The sequence below is a fragment of the Kitasatospora sp. NPDC001660 genome (genome assembly GCF_053596725.1).
The window spans coordinates 416466-435546 of the sequence record NZ_JBSFGU010000001.1 but is presented as its reverse complement, the minus strand read 5'-3'; the positions used below and the strand labels follow the sequence as shown (position 1 = coordinate 435546).

16 protein-coding genes and 3 pseudogenes are annotated in these 19081 nt (G+C 72.0%); 6 read left to right on the top strand and 13 right to left on the bottom strand.

What is annotated here, in order from left to right; all coding sequences use genetic code 11:
- Positions 1-30: 30 nt before the first annotated feature.
- From ACWCXH_RS01785 to ACWCXH_RS01740, 10 genes and pseudogenes are all read right to left on the bottom strand, one after another.
- Positions 31-621 (bottom strand): annotated as a pseudogene (locus tag ACWCXH_RS01785) (beta-galactosidase); the annotation flags it as partial.
- A gap of 105 nt (positions 622-726) precedes the next feature.
- Positions 727-924: pseudogene (locus ACWCXH_RS01780) on the bottom strand (beta-xylosidase family glycoside hydrolase); the annotation flags it as partial.
- Between the two features lie 119 nt (positions 925-1043).
- Entirely contained in the window at positions 1044-1529 is a 486-nt protein-coding gene (locus ACWCXH_RS01775) for a universal stress protein (RefSeq protein ID WP_449799315.1), read from the bottom strand.
- Positions 1530-1533: 4 nt separating this feature from the next.
- Positions 1534-2790, bottom strand: coding sequence for an SLC13 family permease (locus ACWCXH_RS01770; RefSeq protein WP_449799366.1), 1257 nt, complete (start codon positions 2788-2790; stop codon positions 1534-1536).
- Between the two features lie 165 nt (positions 2791-2955).
- Positions 2956-3915 carry a Gfo/Idh/MocA family protein gene (locus tag ACWCXH_RS01765; RefSeq protein ID WP_449799314.1) on the bottom strand — a complete coding sequence of 320 codons (960 nt, stop codon included), beginning with the start codon at positions 3913-3915 and terminating at the stop codon, positions 2956-2958.
- Between the two features lie 2 nt (positions 3916-3917).
- The gene (locus tag ACWCXH_RS01760) at positions 3918-5210 is read right to left on the bottom strand and encodes an amylo-alpha-1,6-glucosidase (protein WP_449799313.1); all 1293 of its coding nucleotides are present in this window, start codon (positions 5208-5210) and stop codon (positions 3918-3920) included.
- On the bottom strand, positions 5197-6492 hold the full coding sequence (locus ACWCXH_RS01755) for an MFS transporter (protein ID WP_449799312.1): 1296 nt from the start codon (positions 6490-6492) through the stop codon (positions 5197-5199). Before ACWCXH_RS01755 ends, ACWCXH_RS01760 begins: the two co-directional genes overlap by 14 nt.
- A complete protein-coding gene (locus tag ACWCXH_RS01750; protein WP_449799311.1) occupies positions 6489-7664 on the bottom strand; it encodes a zinc-dependent alcohol dehydrogenase in 1176 nt (391 codons plus the stop codon). The genes ACWCXH_RS01755 and ACWCXH_RS01750 overlap by 4 nt, the downstream gene beginning before the upstream one ends.
- A 165-nt stretch (positions 7665-7829) precedes the next feature.
- Positions 7830-8282, bottom strand: a complete 453-nt coding sequence (locus ACWCXH_RS01745; RefSeq protein ID WP_449799365.1) for a GntR family transcriptional regulator — start codon at positions 8280-8282, stop codon at positions 7830-7832.
- Between the two features lie 66 nt (positions 8283-8348).
- Positions 8349-8543 (bottom strand): annotated as a pseudogene (locus ACWCXH_RS01740) (GntR family transcriptional regulator); the annotation flags it as partial.
- Positions 8544-8796: 253 nt separating this feature from the next.
- On the opposite strand from ACWCXH_RS01740, the gene deoC reads away from it, so the two are divergent.
- Positions 8797-9489: a deoxyribose-phosphate aldolase gene (deoC, locus tag ACWCXH_RS01735; protein WP_449799310.1), complete on the top strand. Its 693-nt coding sequence runs from the start codon at positions 8797-8799 to the stop codon at positions 9487-9489.
- A 232-nt stretch (positions 9490-9721) separates the two neighbouring features.
- On the opposite strand, the gene ACWCXH_RS01730 is transcribed toward deoC, so the two are convergent.
- Entirely contained in the window at positions 9722-10120 is a 399-nt protein-coding gene (locus tag ACWCXH_RS01730; RefSeq protein WP_449799309.1) for a VOC family protein, read from the bottom strand.
- A gap of 93 nt (positions 10121-10213) precedes the next feature.
- Here ACWCXH_RS01730 and ACWCXH_RS01725 point away from each other — a divergent pair, with 93 nt between their 5' ends.
- The gene (locus tag ACWCXH_RS01725; RefSeq protein WP_449799308.1) at positions 10214-11224 is read left to right on the top strand and encodes a helix-turn-helix transcriptional regulator; all 1011 of its coding nucleotides are present in this window, start codon (positions 10214-10216) and stop codon (positions 11222-11224) included.
- 217 nt (positions 11225-11441) lie between these two features.
- On the opposite strand, the gene htpG is transcribed toward ACWCXH_RS01725, so the two are convergent.
- Complete coding sequence (htpG, locus tag ACWCXH_RS01720) at positions 11442-13394, bottom strand: molecular chaperone HtpG (protein ID WP_449799307.1); 1953 nt, start codon at positions 13392-13394, stop codon at positions 11442-11444.
- A gap of 228 nt (positions 13395-13622) precedes the next feature.
- On the opposite strand from htpG, the gene ACWCXH_RS01715 reads away from it, so the two are divergent.
- The gene (locus ACWCXH_RS01715; protein WP_449799306.1) at positions 13623-14546 is read left to right on the top strand and encodes a phosphotransferase family protein; all 924 of its coding nucleotides are present in this window, start codon (positions 13623-13625) and stop codon (positions 14544-14546) included.
- A gap of 109 nt (positions 14547-14655) precedes the next feature.
- Here ACWCXH_RS01715 and ACWCXH_RS01710 read toward each other — a convergent pair whose 3' ends face one another.
- On the bottom strand, positions 14656-15027 hold the full coding sequence (locus ACWCXH_RS01710) for a VOC family protein (protein WP_449799305.1): 372 nt from the start codon (positions 15025-15027) through the stop codon (positions 14656-14658).
- A 92-nt stretch (positions 15028-15119) separates the two neighbouring features.
- Between ACWCXH_RS01710 and ACWCXH_RS01705 the strand changes: the two genes are divergently transcribed.
- The 3 genes from ACWCXH_RS01705 (at position 15120) to asnB (ending at position 19064) form a co-directional block, all read left to right on the top strand.
- Positions 15120-15581, top strand: a complete 462-nt coding sequence (locus ACWCXH_RS01705; protein ID WP_449799304.1) for a MarR family winged helix-turn-helix transcriptional regulator — start codon at positions 15120-15122, stop codon at positions 15579-15581.
- A gap of 228 nt (positions 15582-15809) precedes the next feature.
- Positions 15810-17177, top strand: coding sequence for an MFS transporter (locus ACWCXH_RS01700; RefSeq protein ID WP_449799303.1), 1368 nt, complete (start codon positions 15810-15812; stop codon positions 17175-17177).
- Between the two features lie 54 nt (positions 17178-17231).
- On the top strand, positions 17232-19064 hold the full coding sequence (asnB, locus tag ACWCXH_RS01695; protein ID WP_449799302.1) for an asparagine synthase (glutamine-hydrolyzing): 1833 nt from the start codon (positions 17232-17234) through the stop codon (positions 19062-19064).
- Positions 19065-19081: the final 17 nt, after the last annotated feature.

The window sequence follows — 19081 nt, the reverse complement described above, 5'->3', positions numbered from 1 at the left end:
CCGCGTCCTCAGTCAGCGCGCGTTCACCTTCGCCAGCGACGGGTACTTCTGCATCAGCCACTTGCTGGGCATCGAGTAGAGCATCGCGATGTCGGCGTCGGGCTCGATCCCGGCGACCACCGCCCCCGCCGTCGCGAACTCGGCGCCGAGACACGCGAGTTCCGTGTACACCCGGCCGCGCTTGCCGCTGTGCGGCAGGATCCCGCCCCAGTACGTCTCGGCACCGAAGTGCAGGGTGTGCCAGTGCCAGTACTCGATCATCCGCGCGCCGCGCGAGACGAGCGCCCAGGCGGCTTGCCGCCACTGGCCGTCGAACGCCGACCGGTTCTCCGAAGTGCCGCTGATGGCCTGGGCGTTGGTCTCGGTCACGAGGAACGGTTCCTGGCGGGAGGAGAAGATCCGGTCGGCGCTCTGGTACAGCGCCCACACGCCCCAGGAGGTCTCGTCGGGGATCGCGTCCAGGGTGTTGCCGAGGTTCCAGCCGGGCTGCATCGCGGCCACGGCGTCCATCGCGTCGTGCGGGACCTTGTCCGCCGCCGCCTGGGCCTGGGCCGGGCCGGCCGGTGCGGCTGTGGCGGTGCCGCAGGCGAGGCTCCTCGTGGTGGCCAGTGCCACGGCGATGCCGGCCGTCGGCCGAGCCGGCGGCTGCGCGGGCGCGAGGTCGGTTGTGCGTCGTTCACGGGTCGTCCCTTTCGTGTGAAACAGGTGAACGATTCTGACGAGTCGTCAGGAAAGCGGGAGGGGCTCGTAGTCGAAGCGGTCGAAGTGAACGGTGCCGGCCGCGGCGTACATGCCGATGACGCGGCCGGTGAAGCCGCCGGCCACCTCGGTGGACAGGTACCGGCCGTCCAGCGCGGCGAGCGCGCTGAACGTGCCGTCCGCGTCCTCGACGCCGAAGGAGAGGGTGTCCGGACCGGACGAGGGCGGCGACGCCGCAGTCGTCGCGGTTCCCGGCGACCCCCGGCGCTTCCGGCTCCACCTCCCGGCCGGTGGCGGCTGCCGACTCTCCTTCTCCGGCCCCGCGGGCGTGTAGCCCGGTCGGGCTACCGGCGGGGTGGGGGAGGGAGGGTGTCGGCGCTCGGTGCCGGCTCCGGCCAGACCAGTAGGACGGGACAGGGGGCGTGGTCGACGACGAAGCGGGTGGCGGGCCCGAGGCTGTGGGGCCCGAGGCGCGTGCGGTCGCCGTCGCGGGCGAGGACGAGCAACTCGGCCCCCTCCGCCGCGGCGACGACCTCGCGCTCGGTGCGGCCACTGCGCTCCACCCGGGTGCAGGGCTGCCCCAGCCGCTCGGCCGCCGCATCGAGGAGGTGCCGCCCCGAGGCGGCTGCCAGCCCCTCCAGCCGGGTGCCGGGATCACGCTCGGGGTGCCCGCGCCCGAGCAGCCCGGCGAACGCGCCGTGGGCGGCGCCGGGCACCTCCCGGCCGCTGACGTGGAGCAGGACGATCCCGGCGTCCTGCGGCGCGTGCGCGCGGGCGGCGTCGACGCAGGCGGGCCAGGTGCCTTCGGTGATCCAGACGACGACGGTCACGGTGTCAGCCTCCGATGATCTGCAAGGACCCCCACAGTGCCACCACGGCCAGCAGCAGGGCGGCGGGTACGACGAGCAGCCCGAGCCGGGTGAACTCGCCCAGGCCGATGTCGGTGCCGTGCTCGCGGACGATGCGCCGCCACAGCAGGGTGGCCAGGGATCCGGCGTAGGTGAGGTTGGGGCCGATGTTCACCCCGAGCAGCACGGCCAGCACCGCGCCGGGACCGGCCGGGGCGGCCAGCGGCAGCAGGACGAGGGTGGCGGGCAGGTTGTTGATGACGTTCGCCAGGACGGCCGCCAGCGCCGCCGTGCCGAGCAGCGCGGGCAGGGCGGTGCCCTGCGGGACGAGGTGCCCGAGCGCGGAGGCGAGCCCGTTGTCGACCACGGCCCGCACCACGACGCCGAGCGCCAGCACGAAGGCCAGGAACGGCACGGCGGCCGAGCGCACGACCGCGACCGGGGTGGTGCGCCGCCGGATCAGCGCGCGGACGGCGAGCACGAGGGCACCGGCCAGGGCCGCCCACGCCGGGTCGATCCCGAGCACGGAGGTGAGGATGAACCCGCCGAGCGTGCCGACGACGGTGACGAGGGCGAACAGCGGCATCTCCGGCGGCGGGAGGTCGGCCGGGGCCGGGGCGCCGGCGTCCAGGTCGGCGGCGAAGAACCGGCGCAGCACCGCGTACTCGACGGCGATGGCCGCCAGCCACGGCAGCGTCATCAGGGCGGCGAAGCGGGTGAAGCTCAGCCCGCTGGCGGCGAAGGCCAGCAAGTTGGTCAGGTTGGAGACCGGCAGCAGCAGCGAGGCGGTGTTCGACAGGTGCGTGCAGGCGTAGACGTGCGGCTTGGGCCGGGCGCCGAGCCGGGCCGCGGTGGCGAAAACCACCGGGGTGAGCAGCACCACGGTGGCGTCCAGGCTGAGCACGGCCGTGATCACCGAGGCGACCACGAACACCTGCACCAGCAGCCGGCGCGGCCGCCCGGCGGCGGTGCGGGCCATCCAGGCCCCGCAGGCGTGGAACAGGCCCTCGTCGTCGCAGAGCTGGGCGAGCACGAGCACGGCCGCCAGGAAGCCGACCACCGGCCCGAGCCGCTGCACCTCGGCCACCGCGTCCGACGGCGAGATCGCGCCGACGGCGACCACCAGCCCCGCCGCCGGCACGGCCACCACCGCCTCCGGCCACCCCCAGGGCCGCACCACCGCGCAGACCAGGACCAGCACCAGCAGGCCGACGGACAACGCCTCGGCGAACGACGTACTCAGGGTCTTGCTCCGTTTCGGGCGGTGGCGACGGTGCCCCTATCGAATCAGACACCCCGGCACCGCGGCGCACCAGCTCGGACCCGGTGTCGACAGGGACCGCGCCGGTGGCCGCTCCGGCGCCGGCGAACGAGGGAACGGTGGACGGCGGGCTCGTCGAGTCGACCGTCAGCGGCACCCCCGTGCCAGGTGGCTACGGACGCCGTCCAGGGTGGTCGCGATGAGGAGTGACTGTGCGATCGGGACGAGGTGGGCGGTGGTGTCGCCGTGCGCGGCCGCGTCGACCGACTCGACCATGAGACGGTAGGGATCCTGGGCCGGGTAGTGGCGGCGGTCTCCGCCGGTGGTGGTGAGCGTGGTGGGGGCGGAGCCGGCACAGAAGGCCGGTGGAGTGAGGGTGATCGAGCCGCCCGTACCGGTCGTGGTGAAGGTCTCGGACATGCCGCCGACGAGTGAGCAGCCGACCTCGGCCGTTCCCCGGCCGCGGAACTCCAGCAGGAAACGGGTGACCGAGTCGGCGGAGCCGGGTCGCCAGTGCTCCTGTTCGGCCCGGACGACCGTCGGCGCGCGCCAGCCGAACGCGGCGAGCGCGGCGGAGACGGCGTAGTAGCCGACGTCGTAGAGGGCGCCGCCACCGAGGGCGATGTCGAGGCGGTAGTTGCCGGGGGCGGGGGCGAGACCGTCGAACCGGGCGGCCACGGTGTGGACGGTGCCGATCGCGCCGCGGGTGATCAGGTCTTCGAGGTCCCGGGTGCGCGGGTGCCAGCGGTTCCAGGCGGCCTCGACGAGCAGCCGTCCGGCGGCGCGGGCCGTGGCGGTCATGGCGGAGACCTCGGCGGCGGTCAGCCCGAGCGGCTTCTCGCACAGGACGTGCTTGCCCGCGCGCAGGGCGCGCTCCACCCACGGGCGGTGGGCGCTGTTGTGGAGCGCGACGTACACGATGTCGACGGCCGGGTCGTCCAGCAGGTCCTCGTACCGGGTGTACACCCGCGCCGGGGCGAGGGTCCGGGCCCGCCGTGCGTCGGTCGCGGCGACGGCGTGCAGACGCGGCCCGTCGGCCGCGTGGACGGCGGGGGCGAGGCTGGAGGCGGCGATCGAACCGGCGCCGAGGAATCCCCAGTTGGCCATGGTCAGCCTTCTTCCGTCGGCGGGGACATGGCGGCGGCCAGGTCCAGGACGAGGGAGCTCCAGCCGAAGGAGCGCGCGCCGTGCCCGGCGGCGTCCTCCGGGCCGTAGCACTCCCGCGTGGTGTCCGAGGCCGCGACGAGCGCGCAGGTGCGTGCCGCGAGCGTGTCGGCCTCGGCACGGTAGCCGTGTCGGCGCAGGCCCCAGTACAGGTACCAGTTGAGGTTGATCCAGCTGGAGCCGCGGAAGATGGCCCCGGTGCGGAACGTGGGGTCGTAGGAGGGTTCGGTGGCGGCGACGCTGGGCACCGGATGGGGCCGCCAGAACTCCCGCTCGTTCAGCAGGTGTTGCTCGATGACCCTCCGGGCGGCGGGTTCCGGCACCGAGTCGAGGAGGACGGGCAGCAGCGAACTGGCGGTCAGGACCTCGTCGCGCTTGCCGGCGACGAGGTCGAGGTCGTGGAAGGAGCCGGTGGTCTCGTCCCAGCAGTGGCGCATCAGGGCGGTGCCGATCGCGCGGGATTCCCCGGCCAGCCGCTCCGCGGTGCGCCCGTTCGCACCGGTCGCCCGCACGAGGCGTGCCAGGCAGGCGAGCCCGTCGGCGTAGACCGTGTTGACGAGCACGTCGTTCCAGACGAACAGCCGCCGGTCGCGGAGCGGGGACTCGGGTGTGCGGGCGGGGGAGCCGTAGGCCGTGATCAGCGACCGCATCGCGCCGTGCCAGGCGGCGTGCACGGTGCCGTCGGCGGCCGACTCGATGCCGAGCGCGCCGTCGTACTTGGGGCTGCTGTCCAGTCCGGACTCGTCGGGCTGGTAGATCTCCAGCAGGCCGGTGCCGGGGCTCGTGCGGTGGTCCCTGAGCCAGCCGAAGAAGGCGAGCGTCGGCGGCAGGACACGGCGCAGCCAGAGGTCGTCGCCGGTGGCCAGGTACACCCGCTCGACGGCTCGGGCCACCACGGGCGGTGCGATGGTGACGGACCGCCACCCCTCCCAGAGGTCGATCCTGAAGTCCTCGGTGGCGCGTGGGCGGAGGTCGTCCTGCCAGAGGACCATGTGCGGCAGGAAGCCGGTCGGGGTGGCGGCGCTGAGCAGGGAGCGCAGTTCGTCCCGGGCCCGGCGGGTGTCGACGTGGATGAGGGCGACGGCGTGGAAGCTGCTGTCCCACGCCCATTGGAACGGGTAGCTGTCGGGGGAGGGGCAGGTGAAGCCGTAGTGGCGCTGGGCCGCCCGGGAGAAACCGGTGCGGTGGTTGCGGGCCAGGGTGTCGCGGGCGCGGGCGGAGCTCTCAGTGACGGACATGCGGGGTGACTCCCGTGGGGGACGCGTCGGCGGGGGCCGGGCGCCGTCGCCCGGTGGCGAGCAGTAGCGCGGCGAGGGGCAGCAGGAAGCCGGCGAGGCCGAAGGCCGGGCGCACGCCGAGGCGGTCGGACAGCGTGCCGAGCAGCAGGGGCGCGAGCATGATGCAGGTACTGACCGCGAGTTGGACGCGGGCCGTGGCTTGATCGGTGCGGCCGGGTGCGGCGCTCACCGCGAGCGAGAGGGTCAGCGGGAAGAGGTTGGCGACCCCCAGCCCACCGAGGACCAGGCCCAGCAGGGCGAGCCAGGTGGTGGAGGCGAGCCACAGGGCGAGGAACCCGGTGGCGGCGACGGTCAGTGAGCCGGCCACCAGCGCGGCCGAGCGGGCGGCACGGGCCCCGGCCGTCAGCCGGCTGCCCGCCAGCCGGCCGGCCAGCTCGCCCCCGTAGAACAGGGCCAGGGCCGCCGATGCCTGACTGTCGGTCAGGTGGCTGGTGCTGGTGAGCAGGGGCGCGGCGTAGTAGGCGAGGCAGAACTCGAAGCCCACGACCAGGCCGCACAGGGCGGCGCGGAGCGGGAACGAGCCCGTCGGGCGGGCAGCCTGCGCCACCTCGGTGGCGGTCCCGGCGGAGGGGGCTGCCCCGGTGGAAGGAGCGGTCCCGGCGGAGGGAGCGGTGCGCGGGCGCAGCGGTTCCTTGCGCAGCGCCGGGTACATGGCGGCGAGTGCGAGGGCCGGAAGCACCAGGCACCAGTTCCAGGCGGCCCCGGCGCCGTCCAGGCCGCTGATGACCAGGGGCGCGGCGAGTGCGCTGACGCTCGCGGCGGCGTTGGCCTCGACCAGGGCCCGCGCCCGTAGGGACTCGTGCGCGCCGTGGTGCTCGGCCAGCACGGCCAGGGCCGTGGTCTGGAGTAGTGCCCCACCGGTCCCGCCCAGTACCGCCGCCGCGAGGGTGACGATGGCCGAGAGCCCGGTCGCGAGGAGGAGCGATCCCAGGGCCAGGGCCGTGAGTGCGGACCAGAAGAGCGCCCGGTGGTCCAGGCGCGTCCGCAGACGGCGGAACAGGAGGTTGGTGAGCATCGCGCCGGCGGCGAAGGCGGTGGAGTGCAGGCTCATCAGCGCGTAGGACAGCTGCAGGTCCTGGCGAAGGAGCGGCAGCAGCGGGCCGAGCGCGTAGAGGACGTAGGCGTAGACGGCGAGGCCGCCGTAGGCCGTGGCGGTCAGCCGGTCCCGGACGAAGGCCGGGGCATCCTGGTCCCGGGTGACCGGCACCGAGGTGCCGGTCACCCGGATATCCCGGCCTGCTCGGCGAAGGCGTCGGCGGCGGAGGCGGCGGGGACGGCTGCGACGGCCGTGCGGCGCACGTGGTCGAGGAGGACGGACGGGGCGAGCAACGAGGTCTTCATCGACGCGCCCCGGCCGTAACCGGTGAACGCCTCGCGGACGGCGGCCTCGTCGTCGAGGCGGGCCCGGGTGGTGATCAGCGGGGCGGGATCGACCAGGCCCGATTCGACGAGCCGCAGGGCCACGGCGGTGACGTGCGCGGAGCGGGCCATCGGGAACGAGCGGACGTCGAACGGGGTGGAGAGCAGTCTCAGGCCTTTGGCCAGGATCATCCACGTGTTGAGCCGCTGAGGGACGGCCGTCGCGCCGTAGATGACGTACGAGCCGCCAGGGCGCAGCAGGCCCATCGCGATCTCCCGGATGTCCTTGTCCGGGGTGCTGGCCGGTGCCGCGATGTGGGGCAGTGCGTCGAACACGTAGTCCGCGTAGTGGTCGTGGTGCTCGCGCACGTACGCTTCGAGCTCGGCCGCCTGGGTGTCCGTGTTGAAGGCGTGGGCGGCGCCGTGCCGCAGTGCGACGGCCATCCGGTCGTCGTTGCGGTCCAGCACGGTGATCGAGCCCGCGCCGAGGTGGCGGTGCAGCACCTGGACGGCCAACTGGGCGCTGGGGCCGCAGCCGAGGACGACGCAGGTGTCGCCGGGCTTCGGGGGATTGAGCAGTAACGAGCGCAGGACGGAGGTCAGCGGCTCGATCACGGAGGCCAGGTCCGACGGTACCTGCGGCGGAAGGACCACCGCCGCGGCCTGGTCGGCGTCGTAGAAGTTCCGCCCGGTGTACCAGGCCGTCTCCACGCCCGGCCGGCCCGGGAAGAGCGGCCGCAGTGCCCGGTACTCGGCCATTCCGCCGAAGTCGGTCTGCCCCCAGTAGGTCACCCGGTCACCCGGCCGCACGTCGTCCCGGAGGCGCTTCCCGACCTCGACGACTCTTCCCACGTATTCGTGCCCGGGAATGATCGGCCAGTCCTCGGCGAAGAGGTGGCCGCGGAAGTAGGAGACGTCGGTCGAGCAGATCGAAACGGCCTCGGTCCGCAGCAGGATTTCGTCCTCGCGGCATTCCGGATCGGGCACCACGGTGCGGTTGATTTCTCCGGGAGAGGTCATCAGGTACGCGAACACGGCTTTCCCTCCACGCATTCGTGTCTTTCCACCGCTGGCACCGGCGGGCCGGACGGCCCGCCGGGTTGTTGCAGTCCCCCTTCGGAAATTCCTTCCGCGCGGTTCGGTCGGCGTCCCTTCCCGTCCGTCGGTCGTGGGAGCGACCGCACGGCTGCGGAGGTCGTCTCAGGATTCGACCTCGAAGGCGACGTCCAGTGCGTACCTGTCACCCACGTAGCGGGTTTCCGTGAGTTCCAGGGGGTGCTCGTCCTGGTCCATGATGAGGCGCTCCTCGACGAGCAGGGCGGTGCCGGGAGCCACCGCCAGCAGCTCCGCTTCCCGCTCGCCGGCCGTCGCGGCCCTGATGGACGAATGTCCGCGGGTCGGCGTCCGGCCGAGCCCGGCGAGCGTCTCGTGCATCGAGGCCGTGCGGAAGTCGACCTCCAGCAGGGCGGCGAGGGCCTCGGGGAACACCGCCCGCTCCAGTGCGGTCGGGATCCCGTCGGCCAGCCGGACCCGGCCGATCTCGACGACCTGGGCGGACCTCCGGAGCCGGAGCCGGTGGACCTCTTCCGGCAGGGCCGGACGGAGAACCGCCGAGATCAGGCGCGAAGAGGGTTTCCGGCCCTGCCTGCGCATTTCCTCGCTGAATCGGACCAGGTTTTCCGCGCGACGGTGCGTCGGTGGTTCCGCGACGAATGTCCCGCGCCCGGAGACCCGATAGACCAAACCCTCCGTGACGAGCCGTTGAACGGCCGCCCGTGCGGTCATGCGGCTCACCCCGAATTCGTCGCAAAGCTCCGACTCCGAGGGGAGCGGGTCGTGCGGTCGGTGTTTGGCGATCCGGTTTCGGAGCGCCTGTTCGATCCGGTGGTACCTGGGCGCGAAATCCGTTTCCAAAAGGGGTCCTCCGAAATTGAGACTACGCCGTCCAGCTGTCTAGTCAACCAGCGTAGACCAGTACAGAGCGGGGCATTCCGCGGCGAAAGGCGCCAAGGGCAAGAGGCGTGCAGTGTGATCCTCGCCACATCTGGTGAGTGGATGCCTGCCCGGAGCTGTATAGACGACTAGACAGCCATGGCCTATCGTCGAACCGTCCGCGCGTCCGCCCCCTGGGCTGTGGCGCGAAACGCCTCACCCCTAGGACAGGCTCATGGACTTCACGGGCATCGACGTCCGGCGGCTCGCCAAGATGATCGACCACTCGCTCCTGCGGCCCGAACTCACCACCGGCGAGGTCCTGCGCGGCTGCGAACTCGCCGCGACCTACGACGTCGCCTCCGTCTGCGTGCGCCCCGCGGACGTCGCCCTCGCGGTCAAGGCGCTCGCCGGCACCGCGGTCGCGGTCGGCACCGTCATCGGCTTCCCGCACGGCGGCACCACCGCGGCGGCCAAGGCGGGCGAAGCGACCGACGCCCTGGCGGCGGGTGCGGCCGAACTCGACATGGTGCTCAACATCGGCCTGCTGCGCGGCGGCGAGGACGACGCGGTGCGGCAGGACATCGAGGCGGTCGTCGACGCCGCCGGGGGCGCCGCCCTCACCAAGGTGATCTTCGAGAACGCCTACCTCGACGACGACGCCAAACTGCGCGCCTGCCGACTCAGCGCGCTGGCGGGCGCGGACTTCGTGAAGACCTCCACCGGCTTCGCGCCCGGCGGCGCGACCCTGGAGGACGTGCGGCTGATGCGGGCGAACGTCCCCGCGCACATGAAGGTCAAGGCTGCGGGCGGGGTGCGCACCCTGGACCGCATGCTGGAGTTCGTGGCCGCCGGCGCCGAACGCTTCGGCGCGACCGCCACCGCCACCATCCTGGACGACCTGGCGGCCCGTCAGGCCATGTCCTGACCGCGGCTCGTGGGCGCTCCACCTTCCCGTTCGTTCGCGGCGTGTGCGGGCGGACTCGGTGCCGACGCCGTGCATCCGACGGCCGCCGCCCGTCGGGATGCGTCCGAGCTTCTCGATGTCGACGTGGACCAGGTCGCCGACCCGGTCGTGCTCGTAGCGGGTGACCTCGCGCAGCTGCTCGTGCGGGAGCCCTGGGATCCCAGGGCCCCCGCACGAGCAGCTGCGCGAGACGTCAGCGTGCGAACTTCTCGATGGCCGCCGGGGTGACGGGGGTGAAGAAGTTGACGAGGTTGCCGTCGGGGTCGCGGAACAGCAGCGACCGGTTGCCCCAGGGCATCGTGGTGGGCTCGGTGACGAAGTCGGTGACGAAGCCGGTCAGGTTCCGGTGAACGCGGTCCACGTCGTCGACGAGGAACTCGGTGATCACGCTGTGGTTGTCCGCCGGGCGGGCGGAGCCCGGAGCGAACAGCGGGACCGTGCGGGTGCCGGCGATCGCGAGGGTGGCGCCCGCGGTCCTGAGTTCGGCGAAGTCCTCGGTGGCCCACGTCGCCCGCGCCCCTGTGGCCCGCTCGTAGAACTCGACGAGGCGCGCGACGTCGCTGGTGATGATGCGGATCGAGACGAAGTCCATGGGAATCTCCTTGGCTGTGCTGGAGGCGTGCACGTCGTAGGCTAGGAGAAATAGTGGACAGAATCGGTCCTGTATTCGCGTTAGGCTGCGGACATGCCTCGACCCACCGGCCGCGTGCTGACACTCCTGGAACTGCTGCAGTCGGGCGGCACCCGGACGGTGGCCGAACTCGCCGACCGGCTCGGCGTCGAAGGGCGCACCGTGCGCCGGTACGTGGACCAGCTGATCGACCTCGACGTGCCCGTGGAATCGGTGCGCGGCCGCTACGGCGGGTACCGGCTCGCCCCCGGGTACCGCCTGCCTCCGCTCATGCTCAGCGACGACGAGGCGCTGGCCGTCCTGCTCGGGCTGGTCGCCGGCCGCGGAGCAGGGCTGACGACGACGGAGCACACGGCGAACGAGACGGCATCGGCGAAGATCCGGCGGGTGCTGCCCAAGCACATCGCCCGCCGGCTCGACGCACTCGTGGAAGCTCTCGCCTTCACGGATCGGCCCGGCGAGTTCGACACCCCGGACGCCGGGGTCCTGCTCACGATCGCCGATGCGGTGCGCCACCACCGACCGGTCTCGATCCGCTACACCGACCGCGACGGACGGCGCAGCGAACGCACACTGCACGCGTACGGGATCGTCGCCCATTCGGGCCGGTGGTACGTCACGGGCAAGGACGCCCGGATCGGCGAGGACCGAACCTTCCGGCTCGACCGCATCGCGGACGCGAGGACCCTGCCCGGCTCATTCGAAACGCCCGCGGGTCCCGGTCCGGCACAGCGCGTGCTGTCGGGATTCGCCACGGCCGAGTACCGGCATGAGGTGACCTTGCGGATCCACGGGACGGTTGAGCAGATCCGCGCCCACCTTCCCGTCAGCGTCGCGAACCTGGAGGAGCACGAGGCCGCAGCCGGCGAGGACCGCGCGGCCGAGCGCTGGCTGCGCGTCGAGCTACGGGCGGAGCGACTCGACTGGTTGCCTCCGGTACTCGCCTCACTCAACCGGCCGTTCGTCATCGAGCGCCCCGATGAACTCCGCGACCTCGTCATCGCGCTCGCCGATCGCCTCACGTCCTACGCCGCCGAGCCCGACCGCGAGGAGCCGATGTCATGAGGTGGCACAACGAGCTGAGCGGGGGTGTGTCCAGTGAACGGCTGGTACGAAGATTCCCCGCTCGGGGCTCGTTGTCCCAGGTCGAACTGCATCGGCTCCCGGTCGAAGGTGTCGAGGGTGATGCCGTGCTTCGCTGCGGCGTGGAGCATGTCGGCCGAGCGGCGCGGGGTGCGGCCGACCAGCCGGTTGGCGTATGGCGGGCCGCACCCGGCGGGGGCTACAGGGTGCGGGTGAGGCGATCGGTCAGGAGGCGGGTGAAGCGGGCCGGGTCGGGCAGGTCGCCGCCTTCTGCGAGCAGGGCGTTGCCGTGGACGAGTTCGGCGAGGTCGGCGAGTGCCGGGTCGTCGGCGTTCGTCTCGTGGGCCTGGCGCAGGGCGGTGATGAGGGGGTGGGTGGGATTGAGTTCGAGGATCCGCTTGACGGCAGGGAGTTCCTGGCCCATGGCCCGGTACATCTTCTCCAGGGTGGGGGTCAGGTCCTGGGCGTCGCCGACCAGGCACGCCGCGGAGGTGGTCAGGCGGGTGGAGAGGCGGACCTGCTTGACGTGCTCGGCCAGGGTGGTCTGGAGCCAGGCGAGGAGGGCGGCGAAGTCCTGTTCGCGCTGGGCCTTCTCGGTCTTCGCCTCGTCACTGCTGTCGCCGTCGGAGTCGTTGTCGAGGTCGACTTGGCCCTTGGCGATCGACTGGAAGCGGCGGCCGTCGAAGGAGGGGATCCGGTCGGTCCAGATCTCGTCGATGGGGTCGGTGAGGATCAGGACCTCGTAGCCCTTGGCGGTGAAGGCCTCCATGTGCGGGGAGTTCTCCACCATCGCCCGGTTCTCGCCGGTCAGGTAGTAGATGGTGTCCTGGCCGTCCTTCATCCGCGCGACGTACTCGCGCAGCGTGGTCGGCTCCTGCGGATCGTTGGTCGAGGCGACGCTGACCAGTTCCAGCAGGGCGTCGGTGTTGTCGCGGTCCTCGATCAGGCCTTCCTTGAGGACGCGGCCGAACTGCTCCCACAGCTTGAGGTAGGCCTCGGTGTTGGTGGCCTGCGTGTTCTTGAGGGCGCCGAGGACCTTCTTGACGAGGCGCCGGCGCACGGCGGTGATCTGGCGGTCGTGCTGCAGGATCTCGCGGGAGACGTTGAGGGAGAGGTCGTGGGCGTCGACGACGCCCTTGACGAACCGCAGGTAGTTCGGCATCAGCGCGTCGCAGTCGTCCATGATGAACACGCGCTTGACGTACAGCTGCACACCCCGCTTGGTGTCACGGGAGAACAGGTCGAACGGGGCGTGGGCGGGGATGAACAGCAGCGCCTCGTACTCGAAGGTGCCCTCGGCGCGCATGTGGATCGTCTCGGCCGGGTCCTGCCAGTCGTGGCTGATCTGCTGGTAGAACTCGTTGTACTCGGCCTCGGTCACCTCACTGCGCGGGCGGGCCCACAGCGCCTTCATCGAGTTCAGCGTCTCCGGCTCGCCCGGGCGCTCGCTCTCGCCCTGGTCGTCGGCGCCGGCCTCGGTGCCGGGGCCGGCGGGTTCGGTGGCCATGCGGATGGGCCAGCGGATGAAGTCCGAGTACTGCTTGACGATCTGGCGGATCTTCCACGCGGCCAGGTAGTCGCCCAGCCCGTCCTCGCCGTCCGCCGGCTTGAGGTGCAGCGTGACCGACGTGCCCACCGGCAGATCGCCGGCCTCCGCGATCGTGTAGGTCCCCTCACCGTCGGACTCCCACAGGGTGCCCTCCTCGGTGCCGGCCCGGCGCGTGTGCAGGGTGACCTTGTCGGCGACCATGAACGCCGAGTAGAAGCCGACCCCGAACTGGCCGATCAGGCTCTGTGCCGCGTCCGCGTCCTTGGCCTCCTTGATCTTCGCCAGCAGGCTCGCGGTGCCGGACTTGGCGATGGTGCCGATCAGGTCGACGACGTCGTCGCGGGTCATGCCGATGCCGTTGTCCCGCACCGTCAGGGTGCGGGCGTCGCGGTTGATGTCCAGCGTGATGTGCAGGTCGGAGGTGTCGACGTCGAGGCCGGTGTCGGTGAGGGACTCCAGGCGGAGCTTGTCGAGGGCGTCGGAGGCGTTGGAGATCAGCTCGCGCAGGAAGATGTCCTTGTTCGAGTAGATCGAGTGGATCACCAGCTGCAACAGCTGGCGGGTCTCCGCCTGGAACTCCAGCGTCTGGGTCGGGCTGGCCACGGGAGGCGTCTCCTTCGAGAGGTGGAAAGGGCTCGGACCGGTCAAACTACCGGGCCCGGTCAACGTACTGGGTGGCCGGGCCCGAGGACGTTCAGACGTGCCTGAGGGGCTACCTATGGCGTGTTTGGTACGTGGTCGGGCTGTGGCCGTCGGCGTAGCGGTGATCGTGAGCACGCATCGCGGGAAAGTCAGGTGCACCGATGAACTGCCAGCCACTAGCATGCGTAGGTGGACCTTTCGCATCTCGGGGCGCCGATCGGGCCGATGATTCGCGTCCACGGCGGGTTCGCCAACCGGATGTACCGGCTCGACACCGACCAAGGGTCGTTCGCGGTGAAGGAGTTGAACCTCGTCGACCGCCGCTGGACCTCTCGTGTCGAGGACGTGTTCAGGTTTGAGCGGGCGGCCTTCGCCGCCGGCATTCCGATGCCGGAGCCGATCTCGGCCGGCCCCCACACGCTCGTTCATCGATGGGTCGAGGGAGAAAAGGTGCCGGAGGCACCGGTGCCGGCGGCGTACGCGTTTGAGATCGGTGAGATCCTCGCGCGCATCCACGCGCTCGACGTCGCGTGGACCCATGTGTCGATCGAGGAACCGGCGTCACGGGACTGGCCCGAGCTCGCCGCGCGGGCGGCGGCGACCGGACAGCCGTGGGCCGACGAACTCGCCTCTCACATCGAGACGTTCCTCGCGATTTCCCACTTCGTCGACACCTGCCAACGGCCAGGCCCCGTCGTGCTGACCCATCAGGACATCCAACCGTGGAACCTGCTCGCTCGAGAGGGTCGGCCGGTGGTGCTCGACTGGGAGCTCTCGGGGATGCTCGACCTGTCCGGTGAGCTCGGCTCGACCGCGCTGAGCCTCGCGAAGGGACCTGGCTTCGACGACATCGAGCCCGCCATCTTCCGCTCGGTCCTCGACGGCTATGTCGCGGGGGGCGGAGCGCTGCCGCCGTCAGGTCCGAGCTGGTTTGTGTTCATGATCGACGGCTGGCTGGGGCACACGAGGCGGAACATCCTCCGGTGCCTCGCCGGTGTCGAGGCGAGCACCGGCCCTGACCTCGCGCTGTCGCACGAGTCCGTGCGCAACGGCGTGCGCGGCCTCCCCGACCTGTTCGGCCGACTTTCGGAGCTCGAGGCGCTGCTCCTGTGACAGCGACCCACGTACGCCCGCGCTACCCGTGCCAGTGGGAGGAGGATCCCGGCTGTGCCCTGCGCGGATCCCGTCGGCGAGAAGGGTCCGGCCGGGCCGACGGCCGCGGTCAGCCTCCGTGTGCGGTCAGCGTGTAGCCCTCCGGGCCCTCGAAGGAGAACACCGGCCCGAAGGGGCTGTCCGCCATCGGGGTGAGGATCCTGATCCCGGCGGCGGCGAGCTGGTCGTGGAGCTTGTGGGCGTCGGAAGTCCGGAACCACAGCACCACTCCGAGGCCGGGCCGTGCGGTGTCGGCGAGGTCGACGTCCGGGAGGAGCTGGCGGACGGCGAACGGGGTCGGCCTGGTGTCGAACACGACCGCGTGCGGCGGCGAGACCGCGGCCCGGCGCAGGCCCAGGTGCTGCTCGCAGAAGGCGGCTGCGGCGTCCACGTCACGGACTTGCAGGGCCACGAAGTCGGGGCCGTCGATGGTGACAGACATGGGTCTTCCTCGATCCTTGTACCGGAGTCATATGTCAGGACTTTGACATAGGCGAGGCTAGGGTGCCGCGAGGGCTATGTCAAAATGCTGACATGATGGAGAGCACGCCGGCCGAGCCGCCCCACCCCGCCAAGGACGTCACCCAGCACGTGGGGTACCTGCTCAAACGCGCTCAGGCCGCCCTGCGGGGTGCCATGGACAAGGTCCTGCGCGAGCACGGGCTGACCGTGCCGCAGTACGCCACCCTTGAACTCCTGGCCCTGCACCCCGGCATGTCCAACGCCGACCTCGCCCGCGCGACCTTCGTCACCCGGCAGTCCGGAAACGTCGTCCTGCGGGGCCTGCAGGAAGCGGGACTGATCACTCGCCCCGCCACCGCCGACCACGGCCGTGCCCGGCCCGCACACCTCACCGCCGATGGCCGCGCGCGCCTCGTCGCGGTCCAGGCCGCCGTCTACGCCATCGAAGAGCGCATGGTCGAGGCGATCCCGCCGCAACGCATGGCAGCGCTCCTCGCCGACCTCGACCACATCGCGGCCGCCCTGGAGGAATGACCCGCCAACCCGTCGCGGCGCTCGGACCGCGTGGAGGACGGGCAGCTCCGGGGGCGTTCGCATGGTCGGCGAAGAATCATGCAAGTGTTCGGAACTTCCGGGAGTCCCGGTCCGACTCATGTGCCGGGTGCCGTCGCCGACGGTGCCCGACACAGGAGGAGGACGGAGCATGCGGCCCATGAGGTGCCGGTCGGATCGGCCGAGATCCGCCGGCAAGGGGTGTACGCCGTGAGCGCGACGACGGGTCGGGAAGCTCCGCAGGCGGTCACGGACCGCTGGAGCCTGGTCGCGGTCGCGGGGATGCTGTCGTTCGTGGCGATGCTCGACATGAACATCGTCAACATCGCACTCGCGGACATCGGCAAGGGCTTCCACATATCCGCACAGACCGCCCAGTGGGCCGTCCTGGGATACCAACTCCCTCTGGTGGCGCTGCTCCTGCCGGCCGGACGGTGGCTGGACGCGGTCGGCACCCGCCCCGCGCTGCTGACCGCCGTCGGCGGGTTCGCGCTGGGCAGCGCCGCTGCCGCCGCGGCGCCCTGGGCCGGTGCGCTGATCGCGGCCCGGGTGGTCCAAGGGGCCTTCGGCGCGGTGCTGTTCGTTCTGATGCCGGTGCTGGCGATGCGCTCGGTGCGGCCGGAACTGCGGGGCCGGGCGATGAGCGTGCCGGCGACCCTGGGGCCGCTCGGCGCGGTCACGGGCCCGGCCCTGGGCGGACTGCTGCTCGACCACCTGGGCTGGCGGGCGATCTTCCTCGTCAAGCTGCCGGTCTGCCTGGGGGCCTGGCTCCTCGCCCGCCGTCACCTGCCCCGGGGCGGCGCCCTGGTCAGGCCGGCCCGGACGGAGCTGACCGACGCGGCGCTCATCGGCGGTGCCGTCTGCGCGGTCCTCCTCGGGCTCACCTTCACGGCGGACGCTCCGGCCTGGCTGCTGCTGGCGGCCCCCGCCGTACCGCTGACCGCGCTGTGGCTGCGGCGTGCGGGCGGACAGCCCGTCAGGTCGGTGCTGCGGGCGAACCGGACGGCAGGCCTGAACACCGCGGTGCTGGCCGTCGCCGGGGCCTTCGCCGTCATGCACTACCTGCTCGCCCTGCACCTGCAACGGGACGAGGCCGCCAGCGCCACCGCGACCGGCCTGACCATCCTGTGCTTCCCGCTCGCCATGGGGATCGGCGGGCCCTTCGGCGGACGGCTGGCCGACCGCTTCGGCCCCCGGCCGACCGCGACCGTCGGGGCCACGCTCACCGCACTCGGCTTCCTGCTGCTCGTGCCGCTCGGCGACACCTGGAGCCTGCCGGACATCGCCTGGCGCCTCGCCCTCGCCGGAGCCGGCATGGGCCTGTACGGCGGCCCGACCCAGGCCATGGTGATGACGTCCGCCACCCCGGCGACGACGGCCACCGCCGCCTCCACCGTACAGCTCGCCCGCAGCCTCGGCTTCACCCTCGGCCCGGCCCTCGCCACCGCCACGTGGAGCCTCGGCGGCTCCGGTACGGCAGGCCTGCACCTCGGCCTCGGCGTCGCCGCGGCCTGCGCCTGCCTCGCCGTCCCGCTGCTGGCGCTGCACGGCCGCTCGACTGCCGGCCGGACGGCCTGAGTCCACGTCACCTCCCACTCACGCTTTCACCGTTCTCACGTCTGGAGCACGCGCATGTGCGGAATCACCGGCTGGGTGTCCTTCCACCAGGACGTCCGGCACCGCGCCCCCGTCATCGAGGCGATGACCGCGACCATGGCCCTGCGCGGGCCCGACGCCGGGGGTGTCTGGACCGGCGCCCACGCCGCGCTCGGCCACCGGCGGCTCGCCGTGATCGACATCGAGGGCGGCGCCCAGCCCATGGCCGACCGCCCCGAGCTGCCGCAGGTGGTGCTCACCTACAGCGGCGAGGTCTACAACCACCACGAGCTGCGCGAGCGGCTCCGAAACAGGGGCCACCGGTTCGAGACGCGCAGCGACACCGAGGTGGTGCTGCGCGCCTACCTGGAATGGGGCGACGCCCTGGTCGACCACCTGGAGGGCATGTACGCCTTCGCCGTCTGGGACGAACACCGGCAGCGACTGCTGCTCGTCCGCGACCGGCTCGGCGTCAAACCGCTCTTCTGGGCGGCCGTCGACGGCGGCCTGGCCTTCGGCTCCGAGCCCAAGGCCCTGTTCGCCCACCCCGAGATCACCCCCACCGTGGACGCCGACGGCCTGCGCGAGGCCTACAGCCTGCTGTTCAACACCGGCCCCACCGTCTGGGCCGGCGTCCGCGAGGTCCACCCCGGCGCACTGCTCGTCCTCGACCGCGACGGCGTCCGCGAGCGCCACTACTGGGACCTGACCGCACGTCCGCACACCGACGACCCGGAGGCCACGAAGGAGCGCGTCGGCGAGCTGGTCGACCGCGCGGCCAGATCGCAGCTGGAGGCGGACGTCCCGCTGTGCAGCCTGCTCTCCGGCGGCCTCGACTCCACCGTCGTCACCGCCCTCGTAGCCGACGAACTCCGGCTCCGGGAGGGCCCGCAGGCCAGGCTCCGCTCCTACGCCGTCGACTACAGCGACCAGGCCGAGCAGTTCACCGGCGACGTCCTGCGCACCGGCCACGACACGCCCTTCGCCACCGAGGCCGGCGCCTTCATCGGCACGGACCACTCCACCGTGATCCTCGACCCGCACGCCCTGCTCGACCCGGAGCACCGCCGGGCCGTCGTCGTCTCCCGGGACTCACCGATCGGCGTCGGCGACATGGACACCTCGCTCTACCTGCTGTTCGGCGAGATCCGCAGGCACTCCACGGTCGCCCTGTCCGGCGAGGCCGCCGACGAGGTCTTCGGCGGCTACCCGTGGTTCCACAACCCCAGAGCGCTCGCGGCGCAGGCCTTCCCCTGGCTGCTCGTCACCGGCGACGACGCCGCCATGCCGATCAACCCCGAGCTCGCCGCCCGGCTGCGCATCGGCGAGTTCCGCGCCGACACCTACCGCAGCGCGCTCGCCGCGGTCCCGCACCTGGACGACGAGACGCCCGAGGAGCACCGGCAGCGCGAACTCCAGCACCTCTCGCTGACCCGCTGGCTGCGCCAGCTGCTGCACCGCAAGGACCGCCTCTCGATGGCTCAGGGCCTGGAGGTCCGGGTGCCCTACTGCGACCACCGGCTCGTCGAGTACGCCTTCAACACCCCCTGGGCGATGAAGAACCACGACGGCCGCGAGAAGAGCCTGCTGCGCGACGTCGGCCGGGGCATCGCCCCCCACTCGGTGCTCCGGCGGCCGAAGAACCACTACCCGGCCACGCACCACACCGACTACAACAGCGGCCTCCAGCGACTGGCCCGCGAGGCGTTGGACGCGCCGCACGTACGGGACATCGCCGACGAGACGGTCATCAAGGCCGGCCTCGACACCCCCGCCGAGCAGCTCCAGTGGGGCCACCGACTCCGCCTGGAACGCGTCGTCGACGTCGCGCTGTGGCTCGACCACCACCGCCCCGCCCTGGCCCTGTGACCATCCCACCCGCCACC